This is a genomic window from Staphylococcus sp. FW104-15G4D (assembly GCF_058790135.1).
This window is the reverse complement of record NZ_JBYTCH010000001.1, coordinates 888,133-902,929: the sequence shown is the minus strand read 5'-3', so window position 1 is coordinate 902,929 and position 14,797 is coordinate 888,133. Positions and strand designations below refer to the sequence as shown.

The following is a 14,797-nucleotide window of genomic DNA, read 5'->3' as shown; positions in this document are numbered from 1 at the left end:
TAATTCAGCGATTAATAACTTAAATGGAGAAACTAAATTAGCTAAAGCTAAACAAGATGCTCAAGCAACAATTAACAATCTCAATGGTTTAACTAATGCCCAAAAATCCAATGAAAATAACACTATAAGTTCAGCTAAAACTAGAGACCAAGTTTCTAGCACTTTAAGTGAAGCTCAAGCATTAGATCAATCTATGAAAACTTTGCGTAATTTGGTCAACGCTAAGGATCAAGTTCACCATTCAAGTGACTATATTAATGAAGATACAGCTCAACAAAATGCTTATAATAATGCAATTGATAATGGCGAAGACATTATTAGCGGTCAACAAAATCCAATTATGAATAAAACAACAATTGACCAAGCTATTAATCAAATCAATAACGCTAAAAATGCTTTACATGGTGCTAATAAATTACAACAAGCTAAAAATGAAGCTAATCAAACTATCAATCAATTAGGTTATTTAAATGATCCTCAAAAAACTGGAGAAGAGGCTCTTGTAAATAGTTCAACTACTAGAACTGACGTTGCAAATCAACTTAACGAAGCTAAAGCTTTGAATAACTCAATGAAACAGTTGAGAGATAAAGTTGGCGAAAGTACTAGAGTAAAACAAAGTAGTGATTATATTAATGAGACTCCTGAACATAAAAGCGCATACGATCAAGCGCTTCAACAAGCACAATCAATTATTAATGAAAGTAGTAAGCCTACTTTAGATAACACAGTAATTGAACAAAAAGTTCAAAACTTAACTAATGCTCAAAATGCATTACATGGAGCACGTCTTCTTGACAATGCTAAAAATAATGCTATTAGTGAAATTAATAAACTCTCAGGATTAAACGATGCACAACGTCAAAAAGCAATCCAAAATATTCAAGCACAAACCACAATTCCAGATGTTAATCAACAATTAACTACTGATAAAGAATTAAATAATGCTATGAAATTGTTAAGAGATGCTGTTAATCAACAAAATCAAGTTCATCAACAAAGTAACTATTTCAATGAAGATCAACAACCTAAAAATAATTACGATGTAGCTATTCGAGCTGGACAAAACATTATTAATAAAACACACGATCCAGTAATGAATAAAAGTGAAATTGAACAAGCAACTAACCAAATCAACACAACTAAAAATGCATTAGATGGTGAAAATAAATTACACACTGAGCAACAAAATGCTAATAGGGAGATAGAGGGATTAACGAGCTTAAATCCTCAACAAATAAGTGCTGAAAAGAATCAAGTAAATCAAGCAACAACAAGAACTGACGTTGCACAAGATTTAGCATCTGCTAAAGCGTTAAATGATGCAATGAAAGCCTTAAGAGATGGTATTAACAATAAAGATGAAGTAAGACATAGTAGTGCTTATATCAATGCTGATCCTACAAAGATTTCCGCCTACGACCAAGCTCTACAAAATGCTGAAAACATCATTAACGCCGCACCTCAAGTTGAATTAAATAAAGATAAAATTCAACAAGCGTTAACACGTGTTCAACAAACTCAACAAGCACTCGATGGTGTAAGTCAATTAGCTTCAGCTAAACAATCTGCAACTCAGAATGTAAATGGTTTAACTAGTCTTAACGATGGTCAAAAACGCGAAATAAATAAACTCATTTCTAATGCAGAAACTCGACCTAAAGTTCAAGAACTATTAACTCAAGCTAATGGATTAAATACTGCGATGAAAGCTTTAAGAGATAGCATTCAAAATACAAACCAAGTCAAACAAGGTAGTAATTATATCAATGAAGATCCAACTCAACAACGTGATTATAATATTGCAGTTAATAATGCTGAAAGTACTATTAATAACAATACTCATCCAGTCTTAGATAAAGCAGAAATAGAACAATTAACTCACACTGTTAATAATACGGAAAATGCTTTACATGGTATTCAAAAACTCAAAAAAGATCAACAATCAGCAGAAACTGAGATAAGTGGTTTAACGAGTCTTAATGACCCACAAAAAACTGCGGAAATTGCAAAAGTTAAAGCTGCAACAACTCGTACAGAGGTTAATCAATTACTTGAATCTTCAAAAACTTTAAATACTGCTATGCATGGTTTAAGAGAAAGCATAAAAGATAAAGCAGAGATTAAAAATAGTAGTAAGTATATAAACGAAGATCAACCTGAACAACAAGCGTATGATAACGCAGTTAACAATGCACAACAGGTTGTAGATGAAACTCAAGCAACATTAGATACTAACACTATTAATAATTTAACTAACGCCGTTACACAATCGAAGTCTAATTTACACGGTGATGTTAAGCTTCAACAAGATAAAGACAGTGCTAAGCAAACTATCTCACAATTACCAAATCTTAATAACGCTCAAAAACACATGGAAGATTCACTCATTGATAGTCAACACACACGTACGAGTGTGGCTCATGATTTATCAGAAGCTCAAGCATTAAACGGTTTAATGGGGACTTTAAAAGAGAGTATTAAAGATAATGCGACTATTATTTCAAATGGCAATTACATTAATGCTGAACCAACGAAAAAACAAGCATACGATCAAGCTGTTCAACATGCCAACGACCTCATTAATGGTACAAATCAACCTACTATTAATAAAGGTGATATCTCTAGAGCATCACAAACAGTAAATACTACGAAAGATGCATTAGATGGTAATCATAGATTAGAAGCAGCTCAACAAAATGCGACTCAAACGATAACTAATCTTTCTAATTTAAATAACGCTCAAAAAGATGCTGAAAAACATTTAGTTAATCAATCAACTACACTTGAGCAAGTTCAACAACACCTGCAAACTGCTCAAGATTTAGATCATGCTATGGAATCTTTAAGACAAAGTATCGCTAACCAAGATCAAGTTAAATCCGAAAGCAAATATTTAAATGAAGATCCAACTGTAAAAGCAAATTATGATCAAGCTGTTCAACGTGCTGAAGATATTATTAATGCGACTCAAAATCCAGAACTCAATAAAGGCACTATAGAACAAGCTACTCAGGCTGTACAAAATGCTGAACAAGCCCTTCATGGAGTAGAAAAATTAAATCAAGATAAAACTACTACTTCAAAAGAGCTAAATAATTTGACTAACTTAACAGATGCCCAACGTGAGAAACTTAAAGAATTAATTAACCATTCTGATAGTAGAGATGATATCAAACAAGAACTTGAACAAGCTAAGCAACTTAATAACGCAATGGAACAACTTAAAAATCAAGTTGCCCTTAAGGATAGCGTTCATTCAAGTAGTAACTATTTCAATGAAGATTCTGCTCAAAAACAAGCATATGACGACGCGATTAAACATGCTGAAGACATAATCAAAAATACTAATGATCCAAATATCAATCCACAAGATATCATTAAAGCATTAAATAATATTAAAACAGCAACAGATAATTTACATGGTGAGCAACGTCTACAAAATGAAAAAGACACTTCTAATAATTCAATTGATCATATGACGCATCTTAATCAACCACAAAAAGATGCTTTAAAACAAGCTATCGATGGCGCTACAACTAGAGAGCAAGTAGCAGAAAAACTTAAAGAAGCAAAAGCACTGGATAATGCCATGAAACAACTTGAAAATCAAGTTAATCAAGATCCAGCAATTACATCTAGTAGTAAGTTTGAGAATGAAGATACAGAACAACAAAAAGCATATAACAACGCTATAAACGCTGCTAAAGATATTATCAATCAAACTTCTAATCCAACATTAGATAAAAATAAAATTGATGATGCGCTTCACAATATCCAGAATGCTGTTAATCATTTACACGGCGAGCAAAAATTAGAACAAGCTAAACAAGAAGCAAATGATCAATTAAATCATTTAAATGATTTAACTAATGAACAAAAAGCTCACTTTAAACCATTAATTGATAACGCTGATACTAGAGCCGAAGTTAAAAAACAACTAGATATTGCTAAACAATTAAATAGTGATATGTCAGACATTAAAGATCAAATAGCAAAACAAAGCATAGTACACCAATCAGGTAATTATGTTAATGCTGACGATGCTACTAAACAGGCTTATGATAATGCTATTAAAGAAGCTAAAGAATTAATAGATAATCATCCTGATACATTAGATCATCTTAAACTTCAAAAATTGATTAATAAAATTGATGATGCTCAAAACGCATTAAATGGTCAATCAAGATTTGACGCTGCTCAAAAAGAGGCACTCAAAGAACTTGGTACATTAAATAGCCTTAATCAACCGCAACGTAAAAAACTTGAAGATAATTTAAACAATGCAACGACATTAGATGGATTATCTCAAGAATTACAAAAAGCTAAAGAGCTTAATAACGCTATGAAGGCTATGAGAGTTAGTATTAAGGATCAAGATCAAGTACGACAAAGTAGTGATTATGCGAATGCAGATTCTACTCAACAACACGCTTATGATAATGCTGTTAATAATATCAACAATATTATTACTGAAACTAATGCGACTATGGATCCTCAAAGTGTTAATCAAGCTACTCAAGCATTAGAGAACGCAAAACATGCTTTAAATGGAGCTCAAAAACTTCAAGACGATAAAAATAATGCTAAACAAGAAATTGGAAACTTAACAGGTTTAACTGATTCTCAAAAACACGCCTTAGATGAAGCTATAGATCAGTTAACACATAGAACTGAGATAAGTAAAAAATTAAAAGAAGCTAAATTCCTTAATAATGAAATGGAAGAATTAAAAGCAGCTGTCGCAAAAGCTTCTAATATTAGACAAACTAGTGACTATATCAACGAGGATACACCTCAAAAAGAAGCTTATAATAATGCTATTAAAAAAGGACAAGCAATTATTGATGCACATAACGATCCAACAATGAATGGAAGTGACATTAGTAATGTTATTCAACAAATTAATAGCGCTGAACATGGATTACATGGAGAACAAAAATTACAACAAGCCAAAAACAACGCAATAAATGATGTTTATGGTTTGAATAACTTAAATCGTGCTCAAACTGCCAAAGAAGTTCAGGATATCCAAGCATCTGAAACTAGAACAGCTGTGGAACAGCAATTAGAACAAGCTAAAGTTTTAAATCAAGCAATGAAAGAATTGAAACAAAGTATTGCCGACAAAAACGATACGCTTAACTCTAGTAACTACATTAACGAAGATCCAGATAAGAAAATAGCTTATGATAATGCTTTGAGTAATGCTGAACATTTGTTAAATCAACAAAATGATCCAACGATGGATCCAAGAGAAATTAATGCTGCTGCTCAAAAAGTAAAAGAAACTAAAGATGCATTACATGGTGCAGATAAATTAACTCAAAGCCAAAATGAATCTAATGAAACTATAAATCATTTACCGAACTTAAATGATAAACAAAAACAAGCTCTAAATAATTTAATTAATCAAGCTACAACTAAACAAAAAGTAGCAGAAATTGTTAACCAAGCAAATGAACTTAATAGCGAAATGGGCAAACTCAAATCATTAGTTGAACAACAACCTAGCGTTCATAAGCAAAGCAATTATTTGAATGAAGACCCTGAAATTCAAAGAATATATGATAAAGCTATTCAAAGCGGACAAGACATCATCAGTGGAAATACTACTGATGTATTAAGTAAAAATGATATTAGTAATGCTATTCAAAATATAGAACTAGCAAAAGGCGATCTTCATGGAGAACAAAAATTACAAAAAGCTCAACAAGATGCTAATAACGAAATAGATCAATTAAGAAACTTGAATGACCCTCAAAGACAAGCAGAGCACAATGAAATTAATAGTGCACCTTCAAGAACAGAAGTTCAAAGTGATTTAAATAACGCTAAAGCATTAAATGAAGCGATGCATCAGTTAGAGAACGAAGTTCATCTAGAGAATAGCATTAAACAATCAAGTAACTATATTAATGAAGACCCAGCCTCTCAAAATGCTTATAATGATGCTTTACAAAAAGCGAAGAATATCATTAATGCAGTACCTGATAAAACTTTAGATAAAACTACAATTGAGCAAGCATTAAATCAATTACAAAGTGCAAGTGAAGCTTTACATGGTGAACAAAAACTACAAGAATCGAAAAATCAAGCTAATAGTCAAATTGATCGATTAGAATCACTTAATCCTGGACAAGTATTAGCAGAAAAAACATTAGTTAATCAATCTCAAACTATACCTGGTGTTCAAGAGGCACTTCAAAAAGCGAAAGAACTAAATGAAGCCATGAAATCTCTTAGAGCTGAAGTAGATAAAGAAAATCAAGTCAAAACAGAAAGTAAATACATTAATGCTGATCACACTAATCAAGTTAACTATGATTCTGCCATCAACCAAGGTACTCAAATTATTACAACATCACAACCACCAGAGCTTAATAAAGATGTAATTAATAAAACGACTCAGACTATCATTAATGCTCAAAACAACTTAAATGGGGAAGCTAAGTTAACTGAAGCTAAAACAACTGGTAATCAAGCTATTGATAAATTAGATGGACTAACAGAGGCTCAAAAGGATAAAGAACGTGAATTGATTAATCAAGCGTCAACTAAAGCACAAGTGAATAACATCATTAACGACGCTAATCAATTAAATGACTCAATGAAACAATTGCAACAAGCTATCAACAACGCTAGTAACGTTAAACAAAGTAGTGATTATATTAATGAAGATCCTACTCAAAAAGATGCTTACGATAAAGCAATTCAAGCTGCTAAAGATTTAATCAATGCTCAACCTCCTACTATGGACAAAGGAGAAATAGATAAAGCTTTAGCAAATGTTAATCAAGCACTTAATAATTTACATGGTAGCGATAAATTGCTTGAAGCCCAAAAAGAAGCCTCATCACAATTAAACAACTTTAACAATTTGACTAACGGTCAACATGGCAAGCTAGTTGATGACATTTTCAATGCACCGACTAAAACTCAAGTTGCTCAAGTATTGGAAAATGCAAAACAACTTAACAACACAATGAAAGCACTGAGAGATTCAATTGCTGATAATGAACAAGTTCTTCATAGTAGCAAATATATTAATGAAGACCCTGAACAACAAGCAGCTTATAATCAAGCGGTAACAAAAGCTAAGAACATTATCAACGACAATCCTGACCCTACATTATCCAATAGTGATGTTCAAAATATTGTAAATGAAGTTACTCAAGCTAAAGACAATTTACATGGAGATCAAAAACTTGCGACTGATAAGACAAATGCAAAAGATACTTTAGATCATTTAACGCATTTAAACCATGCGCAAAAACAAGAACTTGAGGAAGAAATTCGTGATGCAACTACGAGACCTGGTGTTCAAAGTGTAGCTAAATTAGCCAACCAACTTAACGATGCGATGAAAAAATTAGAAGACGCATTAGCTGGCAATGAAACTGTAAAACAAACTAGTAATTACATTAATGAAGATACAGCTCAAAAAGGAAACTATGATCACTATGTAAACCAAGCTAAACAAATTGTAGATCAACAAGATAACCCTAATATGTCTCCAGAAAATATTAACGAAATTACTCAAAAACTAGACGCTGCTAAAAATGATCTTCATGGAGAACAAAAATTAGAACAAGATAAACAACAAGCAACTGAACGTATTAATCAAATGAAGAGCTTGAACCATGCTCAAAAAGACGAGCTAAATCATGAAATTCAACAAGCCCAAACACGACCAGACATCGTTGCTACAGTTAATAAAGCTAAACCATTAGATACAGCAATGAAAAAATTAAGAGACAGTATTGCTGATGCTAATGATATTAAACAAACAAGCAATTACATCAATGAAGTACCAAGTATTCAAAATGCTTATGACAATGCTGTAGATCATGCTCAACAAATTATTAATCAAACTTCTAATCCAACTATGGATCCTTTAGTAATAGAGCGTGATACGTCAAATGTTCAAACAACTAAGAATAACCTTCACGGCGAACGTGTACTTAATGATGATAAACGCACACAAACATATGCAGTAAATCATTTAGATAATCTTAACCAAGCTCAAAAAGAAGCTTTAACACATGAAATACAACAAGCAACTAGAGTTTCTGATGTTAATAATGTCTACAGCAAAGCTAGAGCTTTAGATTCCGAAATGCAAAAACTTAAAGACATTGTGGGACAACAAGATAGCGTAAGAAAAACTAGCAATTATGTTAATGAAGATAGTACAGCGCAACAAGCGTATAACGATGCTATTGCACAGGGCCAAGCAATCATTGATCAAACGACACAACCTACTATGTCAAATGACGAAATCGAAAATACGATTAATAAAATAAAACAAAAAGTTACTACTCTTGAGGGAGAACATAAATTACAAGTAGCTAAAGAAAATGCCAATAACGTTATCGATAGCTTAAGTAATTTAAACACTCCTCAGAAAATTGCTGAAAAAGCACTTATTAATAAAGCTACAACCAGAGATAACGTTACTCAGCAAATGCATATTGCAGAAGAACTTAATGATGCAATGGGTAAACTAAGAAACAGTATTCAAGATCAAGCCACTGTTAGACAAGAAAGTAGATACATCAATGAAAACGAAGATAAACAACAAGCTTATAATCATGCAGTAACTGATGCAGAAAGTGTTATCAATGAGCACAATCCAACATTAAATAAAGACACAATTGAACAGTTGACTCAACAAGTTAATCTGGCTAAAGATGCCTTAAATGGTGTAAAATTACTAAACGAAGATAAACAAACTGCTCATCAAACTATTTCTACATTGAATCATTTAAACACAGCTCAACAACAAGCATTTAATGAACAAATTAACAATGCACCAACGAGAGCTGAGGTTCAACAAATCATAGGACAAGCAGATGTTTTAAATAACATGATGAAAGCTTTGGAAAATAGTATCAAAGATAAAGATCAAGTTAAAAATTCTAGTGATTATATTAATGAAGACCCTGCCGAACAACAGGCGTATGATAATGCTGTCACAAACGTAGAGAATATATTGCATCAAACGACTCAACCAACAATGTCTGTTAGCGACATCCAAAGTGCTATTGATAATGTTCGAAATGCGAAAAATAACCTTCATGGCCTAAATAAACTTAACATTGCCAAAGACGAAGCTGCTAAACAATTACGTAAATTATCAAGTTTAACTTCACCTCAAAGTGGCGACATTGCTAAACAAATCTATGGCGCAGATACAAGAGCTGAAGTGACTCAAGCTTTAGATAAAGCCAAAGCATTAAATAACGCTATGGATGGACTTAATCATGTGTATGATCAAAGTACAAATGTCTTAAATAGTAGTCAATTTATCAATGAAGATCAACCTGAACAAGATGCTTATAAACAAGCACTTCAAAACATAGAAAAAGTTATTTATAGACAGGATAACCCTGAAATGGATCCAACTGTAATAAATAACTTAACGCATGGACTTGAAGCTGCTCAAAGCAACCTACACGGTGATCAAAAACTTGCCCAAGCAAAACAAGATGCTGCAAACACAATTAATGGTTTAACTCATCTTAATACAGCACAACGCGAACAAATCATCAACAAAAATACTAATTCTAAAACTCGTAGTGAAGTAGCAGAAAACTTAAATAACGCGCAAGCACTTGATCAAGCAATGAAATCTTTAGAAAATGTCGTAGCTGAAAGTAATAATGTGAAAAATAGTAGTAAGTACTTAAACGAGGATTCTAAATTCCAAGACCAGTATGATCAAAAAGTAACAGAAGCTAAAGATTTGATTAATCAAACTACTAATCCAACATTAGAACCTAATAAAGTTGATATTATAAAAAATAGAGTATTGGCTGCTGAGAACAATCTACTTGGCGCTGAAAAATTAGCCTACGATAAAGCTAAAGCACAATATGACATTGATGATATGAAAAACCTTAATGACGCACAAAAACAATCAATTGTTAAAGCGATTAAAAATGCGCCTTTAAGAACAGAAGTAAAACAATTGCTCCAACAAGCTAAAGATCTTGATAACGACATGAAAGCTCTTAAGGATAAAACCCAACAAGTGATTATAGATAAAGCGTCACCTAACTATACTGAGTCTTCAGATGATAGAAAAGAAACACTTAATCAATCACTTAATAATGCAGAAGCTATAATTAATAAAACTAATGGTACAGATGCTAATAAAGAACAAGTAGAGCAAGTTCTAAATCAACTTAATCAAGCTTCTGAAAACCTTAATGGTGATCAACGTGTGCAAGAAGCTAAAACTGACGCAAATAATACTATCGATCAACTTAAATATTTAAATGCGAGTCAACAACAAACAGCCAAAGATAACGTTCAACATGCTACTAAACTTGATGAAATAGCAACTGCTAAAGCAAATGCCCAAGCTCTAAATAAAGCAATGGGACAATTAAAACAATTTATCGATGATGCTGATTCTGTTGAGCATGGAGATAATTATCGTCAAGCAGATGATGATAGAATCACAGCATATGATGATGCTTTAGAGCACGCTCAAAACGTAATTAAAACAAATGCAACACAACAAGAAATAGAAGAAGCAATTCATCAAATTAGCCACGCTAAAAATGACTTAAATGGTATCGCTAGATTAGTGGGGGCTAGACCTAAAGCTTTAGCTTACATTAATTCATTAGATAAAATTAATGATGCTCAAAGAACCGCTTTAGTAGATAAGATCAATCAATCTCATGATTTGATTGAAATTAATCACATCGTTGATGATGGAACAAACTTAAATGACATCATGCACGAGTTAGCTCAATCAATTATCGATAACTATGCACCAACTAAGGCGAGCATCAACTATATTAATGCAGATACACAATTAAGAGATAACTTTAAACAAGCGATTAACAATGCTAGAAATGTTCTTAATAAAACTAAAGGTCAAAACCTAGATTTCGAAGCTGTTGACGCACTTAAAGATGCAATTTCAGAAACTAAAGACGCTTTAAATGGTATTGAACGTTTGAAAGCTGCAAAACTGAAAGCAGATAAATTTATAGAAGGTTTAAATCAAATTAATAAAGCTCAATTAACTCATGCACTCAAAGATGTAGCAAGTACAGATTCATTAACTAAATTATCTCGTCTAATTAACAAATCTATGAACTTAGACGACGCTATGAATGCATTAAAAGATAGCTTAATCAATAATGCTGCACCTGTTCAAGCGAGCTCAAATTATATTAATGCTGATAACGATCTTAAAAATCAATTTGATGAAGCATTAAATAACGCTAGAAAAGCCCTAGCCAAATCAACAGGTAAAGACTTAGATGAAAATCAAGTAGACGGTTTAAAACAAGCAATTATAGATACGAAAGATGCTCTCAACGGGGAAGAACGTCTTGCTAAAGCTAAAGCTAAAGCACAAGAATACGTTCAAACATTATCAAATTTAAATAATGCTCAACGTAAAGTTGCTGAAAATAGTATCACTAATTCAGAAGATCTTAATTCACTAGCTGAATCAATCTCGAAAGTTACTGAATTAAATAAAGCTATGGAAGATTTACACAATGCTTTAATAAGTAATGCAACACCTGTTCATGCGAGTGTTAACTACATCAATGCAGACGAGGATTTACAAAATCAATTTGATCAAGCGCTTCAACAAGCAAGAAATACATTGTCTAAAGCTACAGGTAAACCTGCTTCAATTGAAGAAGTTCAAGGCTTAATTCAGTCTATTAAAGATACTAAAGAAGCATTAAATGGTGATCAACGTCTTGCTAAAGCTAAATTTAAAGCTGAGATATTTATTAATCAATTAAAAGATTTAAATAATGCTCAACGTGTAGACTCAATTAAACAAGCAAATGATACTGATAATCTAAAAGATTTATCGCAAATCGTTTCTACTGCATCAGATTTAAATAATTCTATGTCAGAATTAAAAGCCAAATTAAAAGAAACAGTTAATCCTGTTAAATCAAGCATCAATTACATTAATGCCGACTATGATTTAAAACGTCAATTTAATAAAGCAATTAAAGACGCTAGAGAAGCATTAAGTAAAACTAAAGGCGCCAACCTCAACGAAAGAGATATTCAAGGATTATCTCAAGCAATTGATAGCACTAAAGATGCATTAAATGGTGAACAACGTCTTGCCGAAGCTAAAGAGAAATCTAAACAATTTATAAAACAACTTGATACTCTTAATAATGCTCAAAACAATTATTTAACAAATGAGATTAATAAATCTGATAATATTAAAGATATAACAAACATAGTAGATAATGCTTCAAGTCTAAATGATGCAATGAAAGACCTTAGAGATACCGTTGCACAATTAAACCAATCTACTAAAGATAGTATTAATTATCAAAATGCAGACGAAGATTTAAAATTACAATTTGATAATGCGATAAATATAGCTAATAATGTTTTAAACAAAAAAGATGGCGACAACTTAGATATCACTGTTATTGAAGGTATGACTCAAGCGATTAAAGATGCTAAAGACGCACTTAATGGTGAACAACGCCTTAAAAATGCTCAACAAGCTGCACATAAAGCTATTGACGATGCACTTAAACATCAACTTGATGAAATCAATCATGCTAATGCTACAGATGAATCAAAAGCACAAGCTATTAAATCTGTAGAGAATGCAGCTAAACATGCTAATGCTGATATTGATCATGCAAGTTCTAATACAGGCGTTTATAACGCTGAAAATGAAGGAACAACAGCTATTAAACATACGCATGCTGATGAATTACCAAAAGCTAAAATTGATGCTAATAATGATATCGATCAAAAATTAAAAGGTTTATTGAATAATATTGATCAAAACCCTAATTTATCTAATCAAGAAAAAGAGAAACTCAAAGATGATTTAAATCATGCAATCGAGAACATTAAAAACGAGATTGATCGTGCTACTAATAAACAAGCTGTTGCAGATGAAAAAGCTAAAGCAGATCAATTAATGAAAGGTACTCAAGATATCATATCTGCAAAAGAACAAGCTAAACAATCAATTAAAGATTTAGCACAACGTAAGCGAGATGCAATCAATAACAATCCTGATTTGACTGACCAGCAAAAAGCACACGCACTTGCTGAAATCAATAAAGCGGAAAAAGAGGCTATTAAACAAATAGAGAACTCTAATTCTGTAGATCAAATTAACAAAGTTAAAGATGATAGTCTTAACCACATTGCGAAAATTGTAATATGGGATACTGATCAACAGCCATCAATACTTCATCGTCCTGATTTAAGCTTACAAAATGCGTTAGTTACAGGAAAAGTCATCGTGCATAGAGGTGCTACGATTACACTTAGTGAAATTGAAAGTGCCATGACTTTAGCTGATGGTCTTAAAGTAAGAATCATTTCATTACCTAACACAGGTAAAGTTGCAGATAACCTAACTGCGAAAGTTGAAGTGACTCTTGCGAACGATACATCAGTTATTGTCGATGTCCCTGTAGATGTTATTGAAAAAGAACTTCAAGTTGCAAAAGATGAAGCATCACAACAAATTGATCAAGCTACTAAACAAAAGTTAGATGAAATTGATAATGATAAAATTTTAACCGAACAGCAAAAAGAACAAGCTAAAGCTGAAGTTCAAAAACTTAAAGATCAAGCTATTGATAAAATTAACAATTCAACTAATGTAAAAGATGTTGAAAATAATCAAAATAAAGATTTAAATGATATTAATCATTTTGATCCTAGACAATTTACATTGGACAAAGCTAAAGAAGCTAATAAAGCTGAAGTTAATAAACTTACACAAGAAGGTGTACAAGAAATTAAACATATTTCTGATTTATCACCTGAAGAACAAGCTCAATTCAATCATCAACTAAAAGATCTTGAATCTAAAGTTTATAACATGATTAAAAATGCAAAAAATCTAGACGAACTCAAACGCATTCTCAAAGATTTCAAAGCGCAACGCGATCACATCATTGCACAAGCTCATTTACTCGGTGAAAAACATAAAGCTGAACGTAGACTCAATAACGTTGTTAATAATAGAACTCAACAAATTATTAATGATATGTCAGCAAGTCAATACCAAAGACAATTGGCAATCAATCGTATTAGACAAATAGAATTAGATACTATGAATGCAATTCATCGTGCTAAATCAATCAAAGAAGTCCAAGACGCGTTATTGAATGGTATTCGTAAAATCATGGAAGTAGGTTTAGAAGGTTCATTTGATTCAATTTCCAATCAACAACGCGCTGCTAACAACGCTTATAAACAAGACGTCCGTCTAAGAGAAAATGATGTAAAAAGTCATATAGGTCAAACAGAATCTTACAAAGAAGTATTAAGTCACTCAGGTATTAAATCAGGTAAGAATAAACACAAAGAAGATGATCCTAAACATGTTAAACATCATGATAATAATTTCATCAATCGAGATATCGATGACTTTGGCAAAGCAGTAGGCTTCATCACACTAACTGGTTTACTTTCAGGATTCTGGCTAGCGCTTGCTAAAAGACGTAAAAAAGAAGAGGAAGAAGAAAAACTGAATGATAAGAAGGATCTTCATATTTCCGATTCTAAAAAAGTAGAACCATTGATTATAGCTAAACGAAAAAAAGATAAAGAAGAAGAAACTGTTATTGAAGAAGACAATAAAAAAGCAATTCCTGTAGTGAAAAATAAAAGAGAAAAAGAGGAGAACAAACAGATGAGAAGAGAGACATGTTCTTCGAAAAAAGCAAAAACAAATAAAACTCAACGTCCTTCTTCAAACACTAAGTCAAAAAAAGGTACTACTAAAAACAAAAAGCGTTCAAAAAAGTAA

At 32.1% G+C, this 14,797-nt stretch carries 1 pseudogene (cut by a window edge); it reads left to right on the top strand.

Annotation, left to right across the window (positions count from 1 at the left end):
* Window positions 1-14,797: pseudogene (gene ebh, locus AC3WQX_RS04435) on the top strand (hyperosmolarity resistance protein Ebh) (it extends 14,541 nt beyond the left edge of the window).